Below are 24,393 nucleotides of genomic sequence, written 5' to 3'. Positions count from 1 at the left end.
AGCCGTTTTTCGGGCCATTTTTGTCATAAACGCAGTCAGTAACTCGCATCGCCCCACCGCCGCCGACCATAAACGCAGTCACTAGCGCGCATTGGGGTTAAGCGACAAATCCTGAGTGATGTGGCAGCATGAAAAAGCCCTCGCCTTGGTAGCGAGGGCTTAGCGTTTGCGCTGGTGATTAGCGCTTCTGTGCGTCTGCGAGAATCTGGCGACCTGCGACCATGCGGCAAATCTGGTTAGTGCCCTCGTAGATCTGGGTGATCTTGGCGTCACGCATCATGCGTTCAACCGGGAAGTCACGGGTGAAGCCGTAACCGCCGAGCAGCTGCACGGCATCAGTGGTGACCTGCATAGCAACGTCAGAGGCGAAGGTCTTGGCGTTTGCGGCCATCAGACCCAGGCGAGCGCCGCCCTCAGCAGTGCCGCGCTCAGCGTTAGCGGCTGCGGTGTAGACCATGAGACGAGCAGCGTCGATCTTCATACGCATGTCAGCCAGCATGAACTGGGTGTTCTGGAAAGCAGCAATCGGCTTGCCGAACTGCTGGCGCTCCTGCACGTAACCAACAGCGTAGTCGTAAGCACCCTGCGCGATGCCCAGTGCCTGTGCACCAATAGTCGGGCGAGTGTGGTCCAGGGTCTCCAGGGCAGTCTTGAAACCGGTGCCCTCTTCGCCGATGATGCGGTCAGCCGGGATGCGGCAGTTTTCGAAGTACAGCTCCGCGGTCGGGGAACCCTTGATACCCAGCTTGTGCTCCAGGCCACCGACGCGGAAACCCTCGTCGTCCTTGTGGACCATGAATGCAGAGATGCCGTTGGCACCCTTCTCCGGGTCGGTGACAGCCATGACGGTGTACCAGGTGGAGCGGCCACCGTTAGTGATGAAGCACTTGGAGCCGTTGAGGACCCACTCATCGCCCTCACGGACCGCGCGGGTCTTCATGGAACCGGCATCCGAACCGGCCTCACGCTCAGTCAGTGCGTAGGAAGCCATTTCACCGTTGGCGATGTCCGGCAGGACCTTGCTCTTCAGCTCGTCGGAGCCCTTGAGGATCAAGCCCATAGTGCCGAGCTTGTTCACAGCCGGGATAAGAGAAGCCGAGCCACAGACACGAGCAACTTCCTCAATGACGATGCAGGCCGCAACCGAGTCCGCACCCTGACCACCGAACTGCTCCGGCACGTGGACGGCGTTGAAGCCAGCCTCGTTGAGAGCCTTCAGGGCCTCCTCCGGGAAACGCTCGTTCTCATCGACGTCCGCTGCGTACGGAGCAATCTGCTTCTCCGCCAGATCACGGATAACGGCGCGGAGCTCCTGGTGCTCCTCTGGCAGCTGGAACAGGTCGAATCCTGGGGTCAAAGCCATGTGGGTGTTCCTCCCGATTTAATGATTCCGATGTCGTGTTCGATATCGCGCTCTACGCATTTCTACGCAGCACTATCACCGCACGACGTAATTATCTTCGTTTAATACTAATGGCTAACACTTTGTTGCACCCGCGAAATTCGTAAAATTCTCGCGTTGCCGCTCGGCGCCCACAGAATAAACTGCGCGAGGAATTCCCGCAGCAGCGATGTCGCCCAGTACCTCAACGGCGTATAGGCGCCGACGACACACCAGGGTTCCAGCCCCCGTTCGCGCATGAGCTTCGCTACCCGTGGCGCATGAAAATCACTGGTCACAACTACCGTTCCAGCGCTCAACGCACCGTCCATGCCGCGCATCAACTCGCACGCATAGTCAATGTTTTCCGACGTATTCGTCGATTGGTCCTCGGGGATCAACTCGATGTCGCCACGCTTTACGACGTCCCCGGCGTTCGCCTCCAACCACTCCACCATGGCGTCCGCTTCGGAGCAGGTGGCATCTGTCACCGCTTCACTGCCGACCCCACCGGAGCAGATGATTCGCTCGGTACGCTCATCACACGCTGAGACTGCTCGCTGTAATCTTCTGGCCAGCAGGGCCGAGGGCCGATTGTTCTTCAATCCGCATCCCAGTACAACCACGGTGTGTGGCGGCAGAGTTGGTTTTTTGGCTGCACATCGAAGACGAACGGCCTCGAAAACGATCGCTGCGGCTCCTGGTACTGCGAGGCCGGCGAGCAGGGGCGTCGTCAAGCGATGCGATGCGCGAGCGTAGTAGGCGCGGCAGCTGGCCAGTGTCCACGCGGCACCTACTGTGGGAAGAACCCACCGCGGAGGTCTGCGATTGGGCAGGCGTGGTGGGCGTAGCTCCGAATTAGCGGCGACGCGTAGTCCGCCGACGAGGAGCATGGAACCGAAGCCTGCACCGAGGCACGCGAGTGTTTTTCTCATCAGAGCTTCCACGTTAACTGTTCTGGGACGTTGATGGTCCAGTCGACGAGCTGTTGCGGATTGTGCTTCGCCATATGCTGGGATTCCTGCTCGGCCCACATGTCCCAGTGTTCCTCGAAGTGGTCGTCGCGAGCCATGGCGCGGGCAAATCGAGTCTGCGTGTCCAGCTCTACCCAGACTCCCCAGGCGTTGCCGTCGCCGATGGCGCGGGCAGCGGCAAGGTTAGCTTCAGTGACAGCGCCACAGCCTTCAACGATGAGCGAGGAGTCCGGTGGCGTGGGGACCCACTCGGCGAATTCACTGGCGTACCAGTCCCAACGGCGATACCCGCGCTTGTCGGCCGGTAGAGCGGGGTTCAAAATGGTCTCCGCGACTTCGGCCGATGCTTTCTGCAGGCCGTACCAGCCCGGATAGACATCCTCCAAGTGGATAACTGGCCAACCGAGGATACTGTGCAACTTTGCCGAAAAGGTGGTTTTGCCACTGCCGGAACGGCCGTCGATAAGCAGAATCATCGTGATTGAAACGCCTTTGCTACGCCACGCCCAGGAAGCGGAACTCCCCGGCCCACACGGAAATACCGATTGCTGCGACGGCAATGGCAAGGCAGGCGGCCATGGTGACATAGTCACGCGCGGCCAATGTCGAGGTGTGCCACCACGTACGCTTAATCGGTGCGCCAAAGCCGCGGGCTTCCATGGCTGTAGCCAGTTTGGTGCCGCGGCGCAGCGCGAACACCAGCAGAGCGAACACCTGGGAAATAATGCGGCGGATTGCGCCGTGGTCACCCAAACCGCGTGCGCGACGGGCTCGGGTCAGCGCCTGCCAATCGCTGATGAACAGGCCGACGAGTCGAAGACTCGCCACCGTTGCCAGCACAAACCGGCTGGGCAGCTTGAGAATCTGCGCCAGCCCATTGCCCAAATCGGTGGGGTCGATATTGGCTGTCAGCACGATAACTGGAGTACCGATAGCCAGCACACGCAACATAATCGCGATGGCCAGGGAAATGGAATTATCCGTCACATGCGCAAGCAGAAAGGAGAAATACTCTTTGCCCTCCGGGTTGCCGTAGAGCGCCATCGAGATTCCTGAGATGGGCGCGGCAATAAGAAGTGGCAGGCTGCGTCCTAGAAAACGACGAAAACCCAAACCCGACAGCGGCACCAAGAAAAGCGTGCAGACAAGCGCAACCACTGCGGAGACCCAGTCGATGGAAATCAGCAGTGGTGTGGTGAGCAAGAATAGGCCCAGTACTCTCGCCACCGGGTTGACCGTCGCGAGGAAAGGCTGCTTACTCGAAATGGCGCTCTGCGTACCTTCAGCCGTACCGGCGGAACCGACTTCAGTCACGATTTCCCTCCTGCTTCGCCCTGGCCGCGCGAACCGCTATTGCTGCTCGGACCGGCCTGCTCCCCTGAACCACGCTGTCCCGGCGCCGCAGGGCCTGGCCACTCCGGATGAAACATATCCATGTCAACGACGTAGTCCCCCATCGCTTGGACCACCAACGGATCGTGGGTAATCGAAATAACAGTTCGGCCGTCGTCAGCAAGCTGGCGAAGCAAAGTGAGCAGCTCGGTGAATGTCCGGCGGTCTTGGCCGAACGTCGGTTCGTCGAGAAGCACAATATCCGGCGCTGTCGCCAGCATGGTCGCCACCGACAGACGTCGCTTCTCACCGCCCGAGAGTGAGAACGGATTCGCCTTGGTCAGGGCCGTTAGCCGCAGCCGCTCAAGTAATTCCTCGATGCGCTTATCAGCGTTGACACCGACAAGCTTCGGGCCAAGCTGCAACTCTTCCAGCACTGTGCCGGTGACGAATTGGTGCTCGGGGTCTTGGAAGACCGTGCCAATCCGAGTAGCCAACTTCTTCGACGGCCATTTCCACGGCGCACTACCGCTGCCGGCCACTTGGACCGTGCCCGCCATCGGCTCAAGCAGGCCGCCGAGCGTCAGCGCTAACGTGGACTTCCCGCTGCCGTTGTGACCAACGATGCAGGTGGAAGCTTCAGATGGAATAGAAACTGATACATCGCGAGCAATAGGCTCAACAGTTTCGCTACCCCTGAACCACGACTTCTTCGCGCCATAGCCGATGTCCAGCCCACGGGTTTCGATTGCGATGTCACCGCTAGGGTGCCCGTCCTGGTCGCAGGCAACTGAACGCGCGTCCGGCAGCGCGGGCGGAGCACCCGGAATCCACACCCCAGCATCCGTCAGAGCCTGCCCGTAGTCTTCCAAGACCCGATGCGGTGCACCATCGGCAATCACACCTCCGCGGCCCAGCACGATGATGCGGTCGACCACATCGACCCACGCATCCACTCGATGCTCGACCACAATCAGTGCCGCACCGGTCCTCTCCGCCGCGGTAATCGCAGCATCGCGTAGTACCGGCACACCGGCCGGGTCGATGTTGGCCGTCGGCTCGTCCAAACAAATGACCCGTGCGCCCATTGCCAGCACACCTGCCAATGCGAGGCGCTGCTTCTGCCCACCCGAAAGTCTGTGCGTGGGATGATCCAGCGGCAAATCCAGCCCCACCAAATCCAGGCTGGCGCGCACTCGGTTGCCAATCTCAGCTGGGGCAACGCCCAGGTTTTCCGCACCAAAAGCAACATCGTCGCCAACGCGAGCACTAATCGTCTGCGAGTCAGGGTCTTGCAGCACCAAGCCCACCGAACCCCGTGCGGAAGCAGGAGTACGACCTTCAATCAGGAGCTTTCCGGTGGCTTCGCCATCGGCGTCGTCGCCAAGCACACCAGCAATAGCGGCGAGCAGCGTCGACTTCCCCATCCCCGACGCGCCGAGCAACAGCACCTTTTCACCGCGCTCGATGTCCAGCGTGATGTCGTTCAGTACCGCAGCTTTGCGCCCCGCGTGCCGATATCCGAACCCCCGCGCGCTCACCGCAGGGACATTTCCGCTTGACGACGGCCCCCGCGTCAACGCCTCATCTGTCATCGATTTTCCTAGACGTCGTCGTGCCGCTCTCGCCCGATGGCAAAACGATCCAGCGCTCCAGTTGCCGCCAGTGCCTTAGCCAGGAAGTAAGCCAGCAGACCGGCGAGGACGGCACCCGACAGCGCCGTGGAGATCAGATAGATGACGTTGAATTCGAAAGTCTTGGCCAGGTTTCCAGTGAAAAGCTCGAAAGTCCATGCGCCGACACCTGCCATGAGACCGGAGATAACCACGGTGGCCAGGTTGTAGCTCTTATACGCCAGAATGAGGAACACCAGCTCCGCGCCGAGCCCCTGCGCCAAACCTGAGTACAGGGTGGGGATACCCCACTGGTTACCGATCAGTGCTGAAACCGTCGCCGCGATTACCTCGACGAAGATAGCTGCACCCGGCTTGCGAATGATGTACGCGCCGAGCGGACCACCGAGGAACCACATACCAGCGACCAAACCGCCAAGACCAGGAGTAAGCGCGTTGACTGCTTCATAGCCCGCACCGCCGATGATGTTCCAGATAACAAAAATCAGGCCGACGGCCACGCCGATAACAGCTGCAATGATGATGTCAATATTGCGCCACGAGAAGTTAGCGCGCGCTGCACTCGCCGATTGCGTCATCCCACTTGCTCCTATTTTTCTTTAACTCGAGCGGTATTGCTCAAACATTATTGATGTATTCATTAGCGGCGTATGAAGCCTGTGTCGACACGCCCTAAGCACTAACTTTTGCCTACCCTACCGCGCCCAGCAGATGGCCTAGATAACATAAGGAACCATGACTAAAGCCGAGCGGTCATCTACAGGAGATACCCCAACTGCCCAAACCCCTCATACGCCGACAGTGGGCGATGAGGGGACAGTCGCGGATTCCGCAGTGAAAACTGCCGAGGCCCCTGGTGCTGACAACACCGCTGAGCAGGAAAGTTCTCGCCCATACTACATGCCCACATTGACGTGGGGCGAGAGACTTGACCTGTCTGCGAAGCAATGGTGGCCACTCATCGGAGTTGTTATTGCGATACAGCTTGTCGCTCGCATTCTGGTGCTGACTAGCCATGGTTTTTACTGGGATGACTTCATCATTGTTGGCCATCTTTACGACACCCCACTGCTGAGCAAGGACTACCTGCTTCAGGATCACGACGGGCACCTTGCACCACTGGCCTTCTTGGTGCAAGGCCTCTATCACCTCATCGCGCCGTGGAACTGGTGGCTACCGGCTATCACCATGGCCGTGATGTCGGTAGTGCTGACATACGCCACAGCTAAACTCTTTGAGCTTCTCACCGGCCGCACGCTGGTGTCTCTCTTCCTCATCACGGTCGTCGCCTGGACACCGCTGATGCTTCCGGGCGACACCTGGTGGTCGGCCGCGGCCAATTCCCAGCCGTTCCACCTAGCATTCGTGGTTTTCATGATTGTCGCTATTCGCACGACTATGCGTCGTTCCTTCGGCCCTCGCCCGTGGGAGGCCGTAGGCCTGTTCGTGCTGCTGGCCGTGGCGCTCGGGTTCTTTGAGAAGTCCCTGGCTATCGCGCCGATTTCCATGCTGGTTGTCGTCACGTTGGCTTACATGGAACGCAGAAATATCCTGCAGGTTCTCCGCCGTGGCCTCGTCATCTGGATCCCATCGATGCTGCTGACCGGCACCTGGGCACTGTGGTACTACTTCGGCCCCGCCGAAACCACTGGCTTCATTTCCGACAAGCTACAGCCCGAACTGTTCTTCAACGGCCTCGGCCAGATTTTTGCCGGCATCATCGGCGGACCAACAAGCTGGGAACGCTGGGCTCCGGGACAGCCGTTTGCCTCCGCTTCGTCTCAGCTGATTACTCTCGGCGGCATTATCCTGTTGATTCTGTCCGCCACCCTCATCGGCCGCGATTACCGTGGCTGGGCTCCGTGGACGCTATCGGTGGCGTACATGTTCACCACCTTGTTCGCCATCACCCTGTTCCGCTCGGGAGAGAACACCTCTGGCGTGCTGGCGCACACTTTGCACTACTACTCTGATGTCGCGCTCGTGATCGTAATCTGCGTCGCGATCTCCCTGGCTGGACTCCCACCGAAGGACGAGGCGCCAGCGCTGCTACCGGCTCGTACGCACATTCTGATTTGGTCGCTGGGCATCGCGCTGGCTGTCACCTCCACGATTTCCGTGGTCACTTACCGCAATGCCTGGTCTGATGACATCGCAATGGAGTGGATCGGCAACACCAAGGCGTCGCTGTCCGCGCTGCGCGAGGAAGCCGATGCCGCTGGCCCCGACAAGGCGATCGACTACAATCTCATCGACCAGCCCGTCCCCTTCGAAGTTCTCGTGCCCGTCGCCGCTCCGATGAACATGTACTCGCGGGTGTTTGATGCGGTCTCCGATCGCCCGCCGTTTGAGCGCGTCACCGGTCACCCGCGCATGTTCAATACAGACGGTTCGCTTATCGACGCCAAGGTCTCCGAGGTCACCCGTGTCACCGACGGCCCTGTCGAGCAGTGTGGCCATCGCATCACAGTTGGCGAGGACGGCACCGCGTCGGAGGACATCAAGTTGGAGAACATCATCAAGCTCGGTGACTGGGTGCTTGAGTTCCCGGCCACCGCCTCCGAGGACATGGATGTGCGCCTGTCGCTCCCCAATCCTTTCGAGACTGAAGAGCAAACCCGCGGTGGTTCCACAGTCGTGAAGATGAACAACGATCTGCGACCGCGCTATGTGTACCTCAACGGTGGCGGAAATACTCTCCATGTCGATGTGGAAAAGGCGACTCCGGGGGCAACCCTATGCATCGGCGCGGGGGCGATTGGCCCCTTGGTTCCCGCAAGCCGTTAAGAATCCTCTAAGATATTGCTTTAAGATAATGTGAGAAAAGTTTATTAGCCCCTTGTAGCTATTGTTTTTCCGACAGAGGAGCCACATCCATGCGTAACCGCATCGCCGGCGCTATCGCCGCATCCGCCATTGCCGCAGCAGCCCTGGTCGCTTGCTCTCCCCCGAATCAGGTTGACTCGGACGTGAAGGTCGGCGACCAGGCCAACCCGTCGGAGACCTTCGAGCAGAAGGCCACCACTCCGGCATCCTCCGACGAGATGACCCCTGCTGAGACCGCAGAGATGTAATCACTGCATCTGCGAAAACAGGGGTAGCCAGCAAACATAAACGCAGTCACTACCCCTTGTGCCCACTCATCGATGGGGCACGAAAGAATTACCGCCTGGACATTGTGTCCGGGCGGTTTTGGTTCTCCGAGGGCAGCCTAGAGCCGCCAAGAGAGCCTAGGAAAACTCAAATTCCACGTGGTCACCATCACGGATCACGGCGCTGGTTGCGCCGTTTTCCAGGTTCAGCTCGACAACGAGCGAGGGCATCTCGCCGGAAGCTCCAGTCTCGCCCAAGGCCTCGGCAGCATCGTCCACGAGCGCCGCGTCGGTTGCGGTCACGCGGTAGCGAAGAAAACCATTGCGCAATTCATCAGTCTCCACGCGAGCGGAGTGCAACCATGGGAACCGGCGTCGCACCGCAACGAGCTGCTGGTAAGCGCGGTAGAGGTCCTCACCAAGCGCAGAGAGTTCCTCCGGACTATCCGGGAACACTGGACGAATCTGGTCGTCACCGCCGATGCGTTCCTCTTTGAGACCGGTGTAGCCCTGTTCGTCGCCGTAGTAGACCAGCGGCACACCGGCCACGGTAAACAGCACCGTCGCCGCCAGCACGGCCTTGTCGGCCCCTACCTGCGTCGCAATGCGTGAAACATCGTGGTTTCCCACAAACGTCACCGGCACAAAAGACTCCGCGAAGGTGTTATGGCGCTTCAGAGTCCAGTCCAACTCGAAGAAGTTTTCCTCCTTCAGCGCAGACCAGGTCGCTTTCCACAGCTCGTATTCCGTCACCGAGTCCATGCCGGACACCGACACAATCTCCGCATAGTCACCGTGGATGACCTCGCCGTAGATAAAGGCGTGCGGGTGCTCAGCGCGCACTCGAGGCAAAACCTTGTGCCAAAACTGTGGGTCCACTGCGTAGGCCGCATCCAGTCGCCAGCCGTCAATCCCCCGCGCCAGCCAGTAATTCATCACGTTGACGACAAAATCAACAGTCGCGTCACTGGTGTGATCGAATTCGACCAAACTCTCATGGCCCTCAAACACCGGCGCGGTCATGTCGCCATCTGAGTGCGTAAACGCAAAGAGCTGCGCTTCTTCAGAGTCAGGGTTTTCCTTCGCGGTCTTCAGCGCGGGCGCCTCTGACCCGATGTGGTTGAAGACGCCGTCGAAAAGCACTTTGATGCCGCGCTCATGGGCAGCTTCGATGACAGCCTTCATATCCTCTTCGGTCCCCAGGCGCGAGTCAATGCGGTAGTAGTCCTCGGTATCGTAGCCGTGGCTAGTCGACTCGAATACTGGAGCCAGCTGCAGGACGTTGAGCCCGAGCTCCTGGACGTACGGAAGCCAGTCAATCAGTTTGCGAATTCGATTGACCGGCGCGGCGCCTCGATCCTTCTCACGGATGGGCGCTCCCACAAACCCCAGTGGATAGACGTGCCATCCAATCGCCCACTTCGACCACTCAGGTGCGGCAGCGAGCGTCTTATCAGGGGCGTTGGGGGTCGTGGACATTGTCCTATGCATCCTCTCTAGGTGCCTGAGGCTGATTGGAATTATCTGATGCCGCCGCCTCAGGACTCGGTGAGGTCTCCCCCGCCGATTCGCTTGACGACGCCCGCGCCTGGCCCGCATGCGACTGCGGCGTGCCAAGGCCTGCCTTCCGCGGCCGTGGAGGCACGGAACCTGCTGCGGGCATGGTCGGAGATGTGGCAGGGCGCTCCGGCGGATGATTCTTCGACGGGTTCAGTGCGTCGAGCGCGATTTGGATTTCCGTGCGCATGCCATTGACCATGGCTCTCTCCACAATTTTAAACTTGGAATTGTGGAGAAAGAAGGGATTACCCGCTTCCGGGCCACCGGTGCCGAGGAACATGTAACAGCCCGGCGCTTCACGGGAAAAATACGAGAAGTCATCCGAAGGAGCCCACGGATCGGCAGCGAACACCTTGGAGTTGCCAACCGCCTTCGTCGCCGCATGCCAGGCACGATTGACTGCAATATCGGCGTTGACCACCATCGGGTACGGAATCTGCCAGTCAAAAGTCGCCTGTGCGCCGTGAGCTTGGCAGACGCCGTTGACGACGGCCTCGATACGCTGGCAGACAATCTCCCAGTCGGCCTCATCCACCGAGCGGATGGACACTTCCAGGTTGGCCGTATCCGGAATCACGTTGCCGGCCTCACCTGAATGCAGTGAGCCGACGTTGACGATATTCATGTGCTTCGGATCCACATCGCGGGAGACAATCGTGTTCAGCATGAGAGTCACCTCACTGGCGATGAGCACCGGGTCAATCGACAGCTGTGGGTTCGAGGAGTGACCGCCACGGCCACGAATCGCGATTGAGACGATGCCCGACATGGTTGTCACTCGCCCAGCGCAAATTCCGACATGCCCTACCGGATGCGGCGCGACGTGGAAGGCATAGACCTCATCCAAGTCATCGGCGGCACCCTTGTCGACCAGCTCACGAGCACCGCCTGGCAGCATTTCTTCGGCATGCTGGAAGATGCACAGCACCTTGCCGTGCAGCTGATCGCGCATTCCAGAGAGTACCTTCGCCGTGCCCAGCAGCATCGCCGTGTGCACATCATGGCCACAGGCGTGCATCACACCTGGCGTGCGCGAGGCGTACGGCAGTCCCGTTTCCTCCTGAATCGGCAGCGCGTCAATATCCGCGCGGTAGCCAATCACACGGCCAGTGCTGGGGTCGCCCGCTGTTCCCTCGATGACGCCAATTACGGACGTCGGGGTTAACCGGTACGTCGGGATGTCCCATTGATTGAGCAGATCCTCAATCATGTCCGAGGTCCTGTACTCCCGGAAGCTCAGCTCCGGATTCTGGTGCAGTTGGCGACGCCATGCCACCGCCTCTTCGATAGGTACTTCAAGGCGGTGCGACGGCAGGGTGTCGTTAGCATCAGTCATGGTTCATAGCATGACAGAAAATAGGCTCCACGACGAGCAGCTACGGAAATTCCCTCACCCACTTTCGCTTCACGACGGCCACAGCGCCCCGACATCTCCCCTGCTAGAGGTGACTTAAGCGCTGCACGCGAGCTGCTAGTTTCCGGCACCCCAGAAATCCACGGTGAGTTCGGCCAACCACCATGGATCAATCGTGCCGCACATCTCACGTGCCGAGTGCATGGAAACCATCGCAGCTCCGATATCAATGGTGTCGATACCCAGTCGCGTTGCAGTGATCGGGCCGATAGTGGAGCCACATGGCTTGTGGTTCGCAGAGACAAAATACTGCACCGGCACTTCCTGGCCAATGCGCTTGGAGGTTTCCGCTGCGATTCGGACAACCTCGGCCTGACCAACCGCCGTGGTGGCGTAGCGCTGGTTGGCATTGATCTTTACCACTGGGCCAGCATTGAGTTCCGGCTGGTGCCCCGGCTCGTGTTCGCCTGCATAGTTCGGGTGCACACCGTGTGCGCCGTCGGCCGAGAGACAGATGGAACCGCGGTAGAGCTGCTGGGTGCGTTCCAGGTCAGCGCCTGTGGCCGCTGCGATGCGGGACAGAACGTCGGCAAGCAGTGGCCCTGCAGCGCCCGTGGTGGAGGCGGACCCGACTTCCTCGTGGTCGAAAGCGACCATGACGGGGATGGTGGTTGACGTGCTCCAGTTTTGGCGGAGCAAGGTCTCGAAGGCGACCAGGGAGGAGTGGACGCTGAGCAGGTTGTCGAGTCGGCCCGAAGCCAGGAACTCATCGTGAGCACCGAAGGTGCGCGGCTGCTGAGTGTCGAAGGAAATGAGGTCCCAGGCGACGATGTCGTCGATAGACAGGCCCGCAGCATTGGCGATGACCTGGTACACATCGGTGCCGAAAGTATCCAGTCCGATGATTGGTGCAGTGTGATTCTGCTTGTGGAGCTTCAACCCCTCTTCGTTAACCGCACGATTGAGGTGGATAGCCAACTGCGGGATGCGCGCAACCGGGCCAGTGCGAGCAAGGTGCTCATTGCCGCTTTTATCAATTACCCGACCGGCGAACTCAATTTCGCGGTCGGTCCAGCTTCCCAACAACGCGCCGCCGTAGACTTCAACGGCGACCTGCGCATAGCCTGCGGCGGAGGTGCGCGCGTTGGGCTTCACACGAAAACCGGGCGAATCCGTGTGGGAACCCACAATACGGAAACCGGTGAAATCGGCAGCCGGCGTCTCCGGGACGATCCAAGCAACGGCAGCGCCATCGCGACGCAGGACGTAGGCACCGGGTTTACTTGGCCACTGTTCGTGCTCATCGATGACCGTGGCACCGGCTGCACTCAGACGGTCAACGACCTGTTGTGCCGCATGAAATGAGCTTGGCGACGCAGCCACAAAATCAATTAAATCCTCAACGTGACTGAGCGCTGCCGCCGGAACTCTGCGCGATGCCGCTTCCGAGGTATCCGCCGAATCCGGGGACTCAGGGGTGGGTGCCGAAGAAATAGCCATAACCAAACTCCTACTTCACATTTGATTCCGGATTTCATTGTATTGGAGCCCACAACTGACCGTGACCGAGCATTGAGCCGGTCCACAGTGTGATGCAGCTTTCATGTTGGGAACGGTATCCACTTAGTCACTTTTGCCCGTTTTAACTCGATATCGGGCATATTCAGACATATAGTGGCAACCGCATCAAAGAAAACCATTTGAATACAGAACCTCTCAAACCGGAGTCCCGACCGGATTCCGACCACAGAAAGGGTTTATACCGTGAGCCTTGAAAACCTGTTCCCCCGCTCTTTCACTACCAAGCGCGCCTTTTTCTCTCAGCCGCTGCGCGAGGCTCTTACCCGCGACACCAGCAGTGACGCTAACGCAGTCCACTTCGGCCACCAGGTTAAGAACGCCCGGAACGAGATTTACAGCGACATGTCTGCCCGTGACATCGTCTCTATGCTGAGCCGCTAAATCTAGCGCTTCCTCAAGTCGAATAAGACCATTGGCTCTGGCTGAGGAAATTTCAATGTCTCCGCGGCAGCTAATTCACTGCCCAATCCAGCTCCAACCTCGCCTGCATCACCATCGCCGTACCGATGTACCGCAAACGCGTGGCAGCCACCAATAATGAGCATCAATGCCAGCGTCAAGAGCATCGCAGTAATCCCCGAGTACACAAATCCGCCGGTATACGGCGTAGCAGCAATCGGGTTTGTCACAGGGAACGTCAGCAGGACCACTAGCAACGCAATACCGATATACGGCCACTGTCTGGTCAATCGGTTCCGCGCCATGGCGGCCAAACCGAACACAGGCGTGACCAGCATCAACATGTAGTGGGTCCAAAGAATCGATGAGAATGTGGCTGCAATAAGCCACGCGCCGGTGATTAGAAACTCAAACCGGTAGACCGGGTTCAACCACGCAACTGCCGTGACCATCAACACCACGCCAAGCGCAATACACAGTGGAATCGTTTTCACGTGACTCGGATAATCACGAACCACTGTTACTAATAAATCAGGATTGCCCAGGTCTGTGGCTAAAGTCGACGCCAACGACTGATTCGCACCACCGACCAAGACCGACGCACCAATGTCGTCGATTCGATCAATCCAGTCCGAAATAACCGGTATGTCAATGCGGATAAACATCCAGACCGCCAGTACCGCCGTGGTGGCCAGCGACCAAAAGGCTGCGCGCCGTCGATAAGCGAAAAAGAGCATCACGGCGATGAGCGCATACGGAGTCAATTTAATGGATGCGACGATGCCGAGGACGATGCCCGCGAGCCAAGGACGAGTGCGCGAGGCGGCAAGCCCATAGGCGACGCCCGCGACAATCAGCGGTGTCGTCTGACCAATCCAGAACGAATTAAGAGTGGTCGGCAGGGCGAATACGCATGCGGTAACCAGCGCTGCGATACCCCAGGGCATGGTCGACCGAAACCACAGGTGGTAGGAAGCTGCGACCAGGACCACGATGGCCGTTCCGGAAAGAAACAGCAACCAAGCAACCGAGGTTTCAAAGCTCATGACGTGGGATATCGCTCCCAGAGCCTTTGCAAACAAAGGGTTTTGCACAAAGGGATGCGTAAATGGCGCAGACACTTCCTGCGCCAGGCGTGGCCAGACCTCTCCGCTCATGGCGGTGAAATCGATTGGATCGGCATCATAGAGATGGGACTCAAGTCCCCTGTCCATCAGTAGCCCGCCCACCCAGAGCGACGCCCAATCGTCCGGCTGGGTGCGGCCATTCCAGGCCAGCAGCGAGGCAAGACCACCGAGCAGCGAGACCAGCATAAGAGGCCAGCTCATCACAGGCGATTGCGTCAGCGCAGGGGCCTGACTGGGTTTGCGAACCCATATTTTTCGCGAGGCCCGCGACGGAGACTCCGCAACAGCACGTTGCGACTCCGCAGCCCGTGACGATGCCTCATCCTGTGACACCGGTCCTTCTGCCCGACTATGCCGTCCCACGTTCCTCCTCATCGCTGGTAAGCGCCTCTATCTAATGTAGTGATTCCAATACGGCAGTGGTTACAACCCCACAAGAACCCGCAAGGTATGACGGCTTACTTTGAACGAAGTGCCAGGTGGACAACAATTGGCGGCCATGATGGCCGGAGGGACTACCGGAACTGCGAGATAGTGCCGATGGTCGTGATCAGCTGATCGCCATCACTGTTGACAACAGCGGCTATGGGCATACGCTCCATCTCATCCGGACCGACATCGTAGCCCTGCGAGACCTCGGCCGTAATAATCTTTCCAGTCGGGCCGTCCTCAATGCGCGGATTACGAACGACCACATGAACCAGACTGAACTTCGCGGTGAAGTGAACTTCTCCGCGGTAGCTCTCCCCTTCGGCATCGCTGTTGTCATTGTCGCGGGTGAATGAGACAACACCGTCCTCAGGCTCTAGAGCACCGTTCTTAGCAGTGACTCCGCCACCCAGTGCGCCGAATACCTTCTCCAGCGCAGCTACAGAAATTACTAAATCCTCGCTGGAGGGAGCCGGGGCATTCTTGCCCGGAGCATCCGAATAATTCAACGGAATGTAGATTTCCTCGGCCTCATTGATGGAGCCGGCTGCCGGGTAGATGTAAATGCCCCAATTGTCACCAGCTGGAGTCTCTGGCGGGTCAACAACAATGCGGGCCTCAAAGCTACCATCATCTGTCATCGGGGTAGCCTGACGAGCGATAGAACGTCGCATGTCGACGCCCTGGTTCGGTATCGCCTCGAGAGTTCCAGCCGGCGTGACCCAGGCAATGTTGTCGTGCGGATGTTTCCGCGACGAGGACGGAGCACCTTCACTTGGCTTCCAGGAGTCTGGGAACGCACTGTAGAGAACGTAAACGCCATTGGGCACACCCGGAGGAATTGGAAGCGGGTAACCACCACGGTTGGCCGACGGATTAAAACCACTGCCGCGAACAATGAGAACATCGCCGCGATGAACTGTGGCGCCTTCAGCTGGTGTGCCGTCCTCAAAAGTGACAGAAACTTCCGGGGATTCGACATACTGCGGATCCTGCGGCTGGAAGTTCTCCGCTGGATTAATCACATTGGGAAAGTTGTCTGGCACGATTGGCTTCGCAGTTTCAGCCATTGCTGGGGACACAAACGCTGAAAGGACCATGGCGCCGGACAGCGAAACCGCAGTAACACCTCTGCGCGCACTCTGCCTCACCGGTCGACGCTTGCCTTCTCCAACGGGCGATGATTCGGAGCCGGACGAAAGGCGAGTTTCGTGAGCCCCCGCAAGATGGCGGTGGGAATGATCGAAAGTCAGGAACTTCAGACTGTGCATACAAGCAATGTACACCCCGCGTATTAGGCTCACCTAACCTAGTTATTAAGGCGCACCTTACCCACCCCCGTTTGAGTCTCAACGCTGGGATTGGAAGAAATAGCTGAGAGCAAAAGAAAGCCGCGGCCAAGCCCAATAGAGCTCGACCGCGGCTTGCTTCAGCAGCTTTGAGGCAACCAATTACTCCGCGGTAATCGGCAGGTAGACGCGACCACCCTGATCAGCGAACTCCTGGGACTTCTCAGCCATGCCGGCCTCGATAGCTTCAACGGAGTCCAGACCGTGTTCCTTCGCGTAGTCCTGCACATCCTTGGAAATACGCATGGAGCAGAACTTCGGACCACACATGGAACAGAAATGCGCGGTCTTTGCCGGCTCTGCAGGCAGGGTCTCATCGTGGTAATCCAGCGCAGTGTCCGGATCCAGAGCCAGTGCAAACTGGTCATGCCAACGGAATTCGAAGCGGGCCTTCGACAACGCGTCGTCACGCTCCTGAGCGCGTGGCAGGCCCTTTGCCAGGTCAGCGGCGTGCGCAGAAATCTTGTAAGTAATCACGCCGACCTTGACGTCGTCGCGGTTCGGCAGACCCAGGTGCTCCTTCGGCGTGACGTAGCAAAGCATGGCGGTGCCAGCCTGCGCAATGATGGCCGCACCGATAGCCGAGGTGATGTGGTCATAGCCCGGCGCGATATCGGTTGCCAGCGGGCCGAGGGTGTAGAACGGAGCTTCCTCACACCACTCCTCTTCCCACTTCACGTTGTCGGCGATCTTGTGCATCGGAACGTGGCCTGGACCTTCGATCATGACCTGGCAGCCGCGGGACTTGGCAATCTTGGTCAGCTCACCGAGGGTGCGCAGCTCAGCCAGCTGAGCCTCATCGTTAGCGTCGGCAATGGAGCCCGGACGCAGGCCGTCACCGAGGGAGAACGTGACATCGTACTGCGCCAGAATGTCGCACAGCTCAGCGAAGCGCGTGTAGAGGAAGCTCTCCTGGTGATGCGCGAGGCACCATGCGGCCATGATTGAGCCACCGCGGGAAACAATGCCCGTCACGCGATTGGCGGCCAGCGGCACGTAGCGCAGCAGCACACCCGCGTGAACGGTCATGTAATCCACGCCCTGTTCACACTGCTCAATGATGGTTTCGCGGTAGATTTCCCAGGTCAGCTTGGCCGGGTCACCCTTGACCTTCTCCAGCGCCTGGTAAATCGGCACCGTACCAACCGGCACCGGGGAGTTACGCAGAATCCACTCACGGGTTTCGTGAATGTCCTTACCAGTGGACAGGTCCATGATCGTGTCCGCGCCCCAACGGGTTGCCCACACCATCTTCTCCACCTCTTCAGAGATGGACGAAGTCACGGCCGAGTTGCCGATATTTGCGTTGATCTTGGTGGCAAAACGCTTGCCGATAATCATCGGCTCAGTCTCCGGGTGCTTGTGGTTCGCCGGAATCACGGCACGACCCGCAGCGACCTCTTCGCGCACAACTTCCGGATCCACATCTTCACGAGCAGCAATGAAAGCCATCTCCGGAGTGACAATTCCCGCGCGCGCCCAAGCCAGCTGGGTCTTGACCTTCGGAGCCTCCTCAGAACCCGCAACCGCTGGCACCGCCGGAGCCTTCGGCCACGAGTCACGAGTCTTAGCCAAACCCTCCTTCAGGTTCAGCTCCGGGTTTTCCTCGGTGTAGATACCCGAGGTGTCGTACGCATCGAAGTGAGTACCGTCCGTCAGATTGATCCGACGAACTGGAATCCGCAGGTTCGCCTCACCGAAATCGTTGCTGAACGCAACCTCGTCGTAATGCTTGTTGCTGCGGTAAATCGGGCCAGTTGTAACCTCGCCCTCTTTCGGCGGAGCGGATACAGATACACGTGCGGCCATGAAGCAACACATCCCTTTCCTACGCTGGTATTACCCAGATTCAGGTTCGTCCGGTCGACGCTCGATCCCTAGCGTCCTCTCAGTGCCGGAATTTCGGTTGGCACTCCCGTGGTTTTGTAATGCGCCTCATAGTCTAACCAATCGTTCGGATTACTTCGGTCATTACACCCACGTTTGCCGCCAACGCTTAACGACGGCACGGAGAACACACTCTAAAGGTGCAGGTTGCGGCTGTGCAGAGGCGTGGTTCTGCGCATCGACCGCGTTGTCCACACCCCTAAAAAGTTATCCACAGTCGCTCTATTTTTCGGCTTCTCAGCAAGCGCGAGTGTGATCGCAGTGTTATATCTTTCTCACACAAATTCTTTGGGGAGGGAAAATTGAAAAAGGCGACTACTGCCGCCCTAGTGTCAGCACTTCTATGGGGAGTAACGGGGACTAGTTGCGCATCGACCGAGGCATCCGGCGAGGACGTTCAACCTGTCGGCGACAATGCGACAACCATCACTACTGACTCGGGCGTGACGTTACCTGCGGGTGTGCTTCCACCCAACAATCCGCCGAAGCCCGGTGATGCTCCACTTGGTCCCGATGGGCACTACAACTACGACGCACCCGAATTCGTCCTGACCAATCCGTGTGACGACCCTGAGATTATGGGGCGCTTAGACAGGCTGGGGTTCCGGGAGCAGACGTACATGGAGGGCCGAATCGAAGGTAATAAACAGATCGGCTGCGTTATCGAATCCGACGCTTCCGGCCTGCTGAGCATCTGGCATGCTGCGGTCGCTCATTCACAACTCGAACGCTACAGTGCCGAGCCTTTGGCTCATCACAAAGGGATTTTCAATTGGGTGACATTCACTCAAACAGAACCGCTAGGAAGTTCCGCCTGTATTGCTTCTGTCGAAACAGAGCAAGGGGCCCTCGGATTCGTTATCGACACAACCGGACAAGATAGCCCTGACCCACAGCACCAACTGTGTGCTCCCGTAAATGAGCTGTTAATTGATTACTTGGGGGAAGAATCATGATGCATGCCGTAATTCCAACAATCGACTCTGCAATCCAGAAGTTCAGTATTACGAATGTTCTAGCAAGCGGTTCCAGATTTATGCAGCCCAACTTGGCCGGCTACTCACAGGTTCCGTCACTCCAGCTGGTGGCGACAGAACACAGTCTCGCAATTTCCGGCAGTACGGGAAGCTCTGCCGCCGTCGGATTGTCTCTGGGCAAACAGCTCACGTGGGCGCAAACAAATCTCGCTGACTTCCGTCGCGTGATTACTGAGCACGAATCCACCATGAATCGGATCCTTCGAAGCATTAACCCGTTCAATGGTGACGGTGCTTCCATTGCCGAAGTAGCGCGAACAAGCGGTGTATTTCAGCGTCGGCCAATGTTTGAAGCTGGAAGTCTCACTTTCGCGCCAGTCACACTTTCTGCGGAACTCGGTCTTGATGCGAAGTCCCTACTATCCATGTTTTCCTCGACAAACGACGGTGCCGTAGCCGAGGCAATCGCCTACTGGAACAACTTCGCCGAAACTATGACCACGTTGGCCAGCAATCTAACCTCCATCTCATCCGGCTTGGTGTCGAGCAACAGCGGTGCTGTCTTCTCTGCTGCTGACTCAACAATGAAAGGTCTGGCCGCACGCGCAACCAGCATCGCCACCGCATCTGAGGTCATGGCCGGACACCTTGCCGTTTTGCCGTCCGTTAAGGCAATGGCCGTCAATGCACTATCTGCGATTGAGGCCGAGTCCAAGGCACTCCCAAACCCTGGCGCGCAAAAGGCTTTTGAACAGGCCGAGGTAGCAGCCTTTCTCTCTGGCCCGTATACCGCACAGCTACAGACCGCTATTCCTCGAATTCCTAACCTGGTTTCTGCCGATGCCGGAAGTGGTGTGACTGCCGAGGTTTCCGTTGGGGCCACAGTCGCCGGGCGTTCTGGAACTAGTCAGTTCGGTCTTTCGCCTGCGGGGATGACTGGAAGCATGCAGGCCGCCAGCGCACCAGTTGGCGCCACCTCAACTGTTCCGGATTCTCCAACACCACAATCCACAGCCGCGAGTGCTCCCGCTCCTTCGCAGGCTCAACCGAGCACTTCGACTTTGTCGAACCCTACTAATCCGTCTGCTACCCCTGTGCACCCCGCATCACCTAGCAGCCCAACGAGCTCCACAATCTCGCCAACTTCCCCGACCGGTACATCAGGCATGGCTCAATCGAACGCGGCGAATCCAGCCATGGTCGCTCCTTCGGGCGCGAGCGCCCCACTTCAACGCACATCACCGCAAGCATCTTCACCTTACGGAGTTCACGGCAACCGACCGGCTGGCTCCCTCGGTGCAGGACGCACTCCGGGGCTCACACCAGCGGGCAATATCCCGCCCCTGCCGTCTTCTGGAAACGCAAGCTCCCGCCCACCAGCCTCGGGAGTTCTGACTTCGAGCCCCAGTCGTATGCCAGCACCAACAGCGGGTCGCGGGATGGGAACCGGCTTGGGTGTCGGGGTAACTGGTTCTGCCTTGCCAAACACCTCGAATAGCACTGCACAGCGCGGAAGTGGATTGATGAATTCCCTAATCAGTGCGCGCAACAGTGCTACTACCGGAGCTACGGGTGCTGCTGGCGGAATCGCGGGTACCGCTGCTGGAAACCGTGGTGCAGGGACTTTCGCGGCCACCACTGCGGGAAACCGTGGCGGACTGCTCCAAAAGGACTCCGCACCGTCGGCACGCAAACTGACAAATGTAGCCACCATCAGAGATAACGATGCCGGCGCCTTCGAGCAGAACGAATATCAGAAGGAGCTTTTCGGGGATGCGCCAATCACTATCCCGGCGGTGATAGGCCACAACGTCCGAGCGTAAAGTCAGCGCGTCCAAGCTGATCTTTACCCGCTCGGGCACCACGGGGGGGATCGAACGGCGTCCGTGAATTCGTAACTCAACAACGCCTTCAACTTAGACACTTTTTCACCGGCACTTTGGGCGGATTAGCTTACTTTTGTTGAAGTTTTAGACCCAAATCGGCGCGCCTCCAGAAGTTGTAACTAAACCGAACGTTCGTTACAGTTACTGGAATGACAAGTACCGACCACGCCGCTTCCACGGGGGCTAATCCGCACACTCCAGTCACCCACAGGTGGGTCTTCCTCGCTATCATCAGCGCCGGCCTACTACTCATCGGCATAGATAACTCGGTGCTCTACACTGCCCTGCCAGTTCTGCGCGAGCAGCTCCACACAACCGAACTCGAGGGCCTGTGGATCATCAACGCCTACCCACTGGTGATCTCCGCGCTCCTCCTCGGCACAGGCACTCTGGGCGACCGCATCGGTCACCGCAAGATGTTTCTTGTGGGCCTGACAATCTTTGGCTTCTCTTCCCTGGCCGCGGCCTTTGCGCCGCACGCCTGGGCGCTGGTCATCGCCCGCGGCTGTCTAGGACTGGGCGCCGCGACCATGATGCCAGCAACCCTCGCACTGCTACGTGAGACCTTCCACCACCCTCGTGAACTTGCCACGGCTATTGGCATTTGGTCAGCCACAGCAACACTGGGTGCCGCCGCTGGCCCCGTCGTCGGCGGTTTCCTGTTGGAGCACTTTTGGTGGGGCTCAATCTTCCTTATCAACATCCCTGTCGTAGTTTTCGCAATCATTGGCACGCTGATTTTCGCTCCACCAAATCAGCCCAACCCAGCCAAGCGCTGGGATTTTCTCACCAGCCTCTACGCGATGCTGGCCATGCTGGGCCTGGTTTCGCTTATCAAGGAACTCGCTGGTCATCGCTCCTCCACCGTCATCGTCGCAGCTATCGCCTGTGGGCTAGTGGGCGCGGTACTGTTTCAGCGTCGTCAGGCACGTCTTACCGAACCCCTCATCGACTTTTCGGTCTTCCGTTCGCCGATGTTTTCCGGTGGCGTGCTGGCAGCAGCGCTTGCCATGTTTGTCCTGGCAGGCGCCGAATTGATGACGACGCAGCGCTTCCAGATTTCCGTCGGATACACACCACTCGACGCGGGCTTGCTAGTTGCCACCGCGGCACTGGCATCCTTGCCAGTTGGTGTCATCGGCGGCATGGTGCTCCATCGAGTGGGTTTCCGCACACTCATCACCGGCGGCTTCCTCCTCAACGCCGTCGGACTGACAGGCATGTACTACGGCGTTTCCTCGGGCAATTTCTCAATCATGATCGCGGGATTGATACTGCTCGGCGCGGGCGCAGGTTCTGTGATGTCGGTGTCGTCGACCGCGATTATCGGCTCAGCCCCGAGGTCAAAGGCAGGTATGGCGGCGGCGATGGAATCCGTGTCGTACGAATTCGGCACACTGATCACCGTCGCAATCACAGGCAGTCTCCTGCCTATGTTCTACGCCCTGTTTACGCCTGTCGACGCCAGCATCTCACTCACCGATGCACTTCACACGCCAGCGCTTAACGACGGCGCCCGCGCCGGCCTCGACAGTTCCTACCTGGCCATTTTGATTATCCTGGCTGTCGTTGCTGTCATTGCAGCGATTGCGACTGCGGTGACATTCCGCGGCAACCCGAAGGAGACTGAATATGCGCACGAGTAAGCGCACTGCCATCCTCGACACAATCGTTGAGATTATCGAGACAAGCGGTTTTTCCGAGGTCACCTACGAAAATGTCGCAACTCAATGCGGAATGAGTAAATCAGGGTTGATTTACCACTTCCCCTCCCGTGAAGACATGATCCGCAGCGTCCATGAGCACATGGCGCAGTTATGGGAGGAGGAGCTTATCGAAGCCGCGGGTGGGCCTGCGGAGGAGGTATCCCCCGCCAACCGCCTACGCGCAAACCTCCAGGTCTCGCTGGATACGGCAACGAGGGCCGAGCTACTCATGTCCATCGACTCTGCCGCCGACCCGGAGCTACGCGAGATTTGGACGCGCCTTTTGCGCCGGTGGAATCCGCCGGTAGAACGGATTGCCACCGACCAGGATGCCTGCATGGCCTACGTTGTCCAAATGATTTCCGATGGACTCTGGGCTAACGACTACCTCAATGGCAATCAGCTCACGAAAGCGCAGCGCAAGGCAATCGCCGAGGCTGCGGCAAAGCTGATTCCAGAGTCGATGGAGTAGCCAGCTCTAGACGCCCTTGCGCTGAACGTCCTTGAGCTCGGAGTCAGTGGCCAGGCCATAGTTGGCACCCTCATAGACAGCCTTTGCTCGACTCGTTCCGTCGAGCACATACTCGCTAAAGGACAGCACCATCGAGCCGAGCACATTCTTGGACGGATCATCCAGGTAGGTGCCGTGGTAGGAACCGGTGACTACCGCTTCCCAGGCGGGCCCTGCAGCATCGCGGTAACCACGTCGATCGGCATCAAAAGGAACGATGTCCTCGTGCTCAGCAATGGCCACCAGGCTCGGAATCTCCGGAGGGGTGGAGATCAGTCCAGCGTCGGAAGGCCCTGGGTTGATAGCAACCAGACCACGGGTGACCATATCGATGCCCGCAGCCTGGAAGGCCTTATCCATCCTATTGTTCAGGAAGATTGCGGAGCCGCCACCTGCAGAGTGCCCGACCAGCATCGTCCGGGAGAAATCGATCTTGCCTGCAAGTGGCGTGGACTCGTCCTCATTGGCCGCTGCGGCCACGGAAGCTGCCAGCACCATCTGCGGCGCGAACCAGTTGGTGAAGTTGTAGCCAAGAGCCACGACATATCCGTGGCTTGCATAGAGTCGCGCTTGCGCGTCGTACATACCTGGCTCAGTACCAATGCCAGGGCTCAGAACCATCAGCGGCGCGGACTCCATGGAGTCGATATCCGCCGGGTAAATGAGCTGCGCGCCAACTGGGGAGGCGTTGGCCGATTCCGGCAACACGTCATAGCAGCCGGTGGTGCCGTGGAGACCGTGGAGGTCCCGCAGTACGCGGTTGTAGATGGTGTAGACGACACCGTCACATGGCATTGCTTCACGGGTTGCGGCAACTGGGTGGGAGCCCATCGCTCCGAACTCCTTGCGCAGGTGCCCCGCCTCTGGGGCGAACGGCTCGGTGATATGGCCACTTTCACCACCGGAGATGGCGCGGTTCACACCACCCATGACATCCACTAGACCACCGCCAATTTTGTCCACGGTTTCCGAGTTCTGGTAGTCAACAGTGCTTTCACGTGCAGTGATGTCCGGCAGCTGACCAATGCGCGGTGCCGCCTGCGCTGGCACCTGTCCGCCGAGAACCACTCCAGCTGCGAGCGAGAGAGCAACCACCTTCGAGAACGTACGCCCCTGCCCTTGACGGGATACCGACACGGGCTTTCCGGCCGTCTTTAGTGAACCAATCATCGTTTTCCTTAACTTTTGCCAAGAACCTAGGAATACGAATTTAC

20 protein-coding genes and 1 riboswitch are annotated in these 24,393 nt (G+C 58.7%); of the genes, 7 read left to right on the top strand and 13 right to left on the bottom strand.

The window, feature by feature from the left end; all coding sequences use genetic code 11:
• Positions 1-178: 178 nt before the first annotated feature.
• From CRD20_RS08910 to CRD20_RS08885, 6 genes are all read right to left on the bottom strand, one after another.
• Positions 179-1,363 carry an acyl-CoA dehydrogenase family protein gene (locus CRD20_RS08910; protein ID WP_016422383.1) on the bottom strand — a complete coding sequence of 395 codons (1,185 nt, stop codon included), beginning with the start codon at positions 1,361-1,363 and terminating at the stop codon, positions 179-181.
• 107 nt (positions 1,364-1,470) lie between these two features.
• Positions 1,471-2,316 (bottom strand): YdcF family protein, encoded by an 846-nt coding sequence (locus CRD20_RS08905; RefSeq protein WP_101687663.1) that lies wholly within the window; start codon positions 2,314-2,316, stop codon positions 1,471-1,473.
• Positions 2,316-2,831, bottom strand: a complete 516-nt coding sequence (locus tag CRD20_RS08900) for a hypothetical protein (protein ID WP_101687664.1) — start codon at positions 2,829-2,831, stop codon at positions 2,316-2,318. Before CRD20_RS08900 ends, CRD20_RS08905 begins: the two co-directional genes overlap by 1 nt.
• Positions 2,832-2,850: 19 nt before the next feature.
• A complete protein-coding gene (locus tag CRD20_RS08895) occupies positions 2,851-3,621 on the bottom strand; it encodes an energy-coupling factor transporter transmembrane protein EcfT (protein ID WP_187405278.1) in 771 nt (256 codons plus the stop codon).
• Between the two features lie 44 nt (positions 3,622-3,665).
• Positions 3,666-5,282: an ABC transporter ATP-binding protein gene (locus CRD20_RS08890; protein WP_187405273.1), complete on the bottom strand. Its 1,617-nt coding sequence runs from the start codon at positions 5,280-5,282 to the stop codon at positions 3,666-3,668.
• Between the two features lie 8 nt (positions 5,283-5,290).
• Positions 5,291-5,899, bottom strand: coding sequence for an ECF transporter S component (locus tag CRD20_RS08885; RefSeq protein ID WP_187405272.1), 609 nt, complete (start codon positions 5,897-5,899; stop codon positions 5,291-5,293).
• Positions 5,900-6,056: 157 nt separating this feature from the next.
• On the opposite strand from CRD20_RS08885, the gene CRD20_RS08880 reads away from it, so the two are divergent.
• Positions 6,057-8,108 (top strand): hypothetical protein, encoded by a 2,052-nt coding sequence (locus CRD20_RS08880; RefSeq protein ID WP_187405271.1) that lies wholly within the window; start codon positions 6,057-6,059, stop codon positions 8,106-8,108.
• Between the two features lie 89 nt (positions 8,109-8,197).
• On the top strand, positions 8,198-8,395 hold the full coding sequence (locus tag CRD20_RS08875) for a hypothetical protein (RefSeq protein WP_049172707.1): 198 nt from the start codon (positions 8,198-8,200) through the stop codon (positions 8,393-8,395).
• Positions 8,396-8,551: 156 nt separating this feature from the next.
• Here CRD20_RS08875 and CRD20_RS08870 read toward each other — a convergent pair whose 3' ends face one another.
• The 3 genes from CRD20_RS08870 to CRD20_RS08860 all read right to left on the bottom strand — a co-directional run bounded on the left by CRD20_RS08870 (position 8,552) and on the right by CRD20_RS08860 (position 12,827).
• The gene (locus tag CRD20_RS08870) at positions 8,552-9,892 is read right to left on the bottom strand and encodes an alpha-amylase family protein (protein ID WP_187405270.1); all 1,341 of its coding nucleotides are present in this window, start codon (positions 9,890-9,892) and stop codon (positions 8,552-8,554) included.
• 4 nt (positions 9,893-9,896) lie between these two features.
• Positions 9,897-11,309: a M20 family metallopeptidase gene (locus CRD20_RS08865; RefSeq protein WP_048732929.1), complete on the bottom strand. Its 1,413-nt coding sequence runs from the start codon at positions 11,307-11,309 to the stop codon at positions 9,897-9,899.
• Positions 11,310-11,444: 135 nt separating this feature from the next.
• The gene (locus CRD20_RS08860) at positions 11,445-12,827 is read right to left on the bottom strand and encodes a M18 family aminopeptidase (RefSeq protein ID WP_187405269.1); all 1,383 of its coding nucleotides are present in this window, start codon (positions 12,825-12,827) and stop codon (positions 11,445-11,447) included.
• Between the two features lie 264 nt (positions 12,828-13,091).
• On the opposite strand from CRD20_RS08860, the gene CRD20_RS08855 reads away from it, so the two are divergent.
• Entirely contained in the window at positions 13,092-13,289 is a 198-nt protein-coding gene (locus CRD20_RS08855; protein ID WP_101738976.1) for a hypothetical protein, read from the top strand.
• A gap of 2 nt (positions 13,290-13,291) precedes the next feature.
• Here the strand turns inward: CRD20_RS08855 and CRD20_RS08850 are convergent, their stop codons facing one another.
• The 3 genes from CRD20_RS08850 to thiC form a co-directional block, all read right to left on the bottom strand.
• The gene (locus CRD20_RS08850; protein ID WP_255468803.1) at positions 13,292-14,635 is read right to left on the bottom strand and encodes a glycosyltransferase family 87 protein; all 1,344 of its coding nucleotides are present in this window, start codon (positions 14,633-14,635) and stop codon (positions 13,292-13,294) included.
• A 314-nt stretch (positions 14,636-14,949) separates the two neighbouring features.
• A complete protein-coding gene (locus tag CRD20_RS08845; protein ID WP_255468801.1) occupies positions 14,950-15,933 on the bottom strand; it encodes an HtaA domain-containing protein in 984 nt (327 codons plus the stop codon).
• 381 nt (positions 15,934-16,314) lie between these two features.
• Positions 16,315-18,021 (bottom strand): phosphomethylpyrimidine synthase ThiC, encoded by a 1,707-nt coding sequence (thiC, locus tag CRD20_RS08840; RefSeq protein WP_187405268.1) that lies wholly within the window; start codon positions 18,019-18,021, stop codon positions 16,315-16,317.
• Positions 18,020-18,141, bottom strand: a riboswitch (TPP riboswitch). Its footprint overlaps the gene before it by 2 nt.
• Positions 18,142-18,428: 287 nt before the next feature.
• On the opposite strand from thiC, the gene CRD20_RS08835 reads away from it, so the two are divergent.
• The 4 genes from CRD20_RS08835 to CRD20_RS08820 all read left to right on the top strand — a co-directional run bounded on the left by CRD20_RS08835 (position 18,429) and on the right by CRD20_RS08820 (position 23,140).
• On the top strand, positions 18,429-19,055 hold the full coding sequence (locus CRD20_RS08835) for a hypothetical protein (protein ID WP_246822226.1): 627 nt from the start codon (positions 18,429-18,431) through the stop codon (positions 19,053-19,055).
• A complete protein-coding gene (locus CRD20_RS08830; protein WP_069359586.1) occupies positions 19,052-20,899 on the top strand; it encodes a hypothetical protein in 1,848 nt (615 codons plus the stop codon). The genes CRD20_RS08835 and CRD20_RS08830 overlap by 4 nt, the downstream gene beginning before the upstream one ends.
• A gap of 212 nt (positions 20,900-21,111) precedes the next feature.
• Complete coding sequence (locus CRD20_RS08825) at positions 21,112-22,608, top strand: MFS transporter (RefSeq protein ID WP_187405267.1); 1,497 nt, start codon at positions 21,112-21,114, stop codon at positions 22,606-22,608.
• A complete protein-coding gene (locus tag CRD20_RS08820; protein WP_049189337.1) occupies positions 22,595-23,140 on the top strand; it encodes a TetR/AcrR family transcriptional regulator in 546 nt (181 codons plus the stop codon). Before CRD20_RS08825 ends, CRD20_RS08820 begins: the two co-directional genes overlap by 14 nt.
• 6 nt (positions 23,141-23,146) lie before the next feature.
• On the opposite strand, the gene CRD20_RS08815 is transcribed toward CRD20_RS08820, so the two are convergent.
• On the bottom strand, positions 23,147-24,349 hold the full coding sequence (locus CRD20_RS08815) for an alpha/beta hydrolase (protein ID WP_187405266.1): 1,203 nt from the start codon (positions 24,347-24,349) through the stop codon (positions 23,147-23,149).
• Positions 24,350-24,393 lie beyond the last annotated feature (44 nt).

This window comes from Corynebacterium sp. LK33 (genome assembly GCF_014334955.1).
Lineage (GTDB): Bacteria > Actinomycetota > Actinomycetes > Mycobacteriales > Mycobacteriaceae > Corynebacterium > Corynebacterium jeikeium_D.
This window is presented reverse-complemented; position numbering and strand designations above follow the sequence as displayed.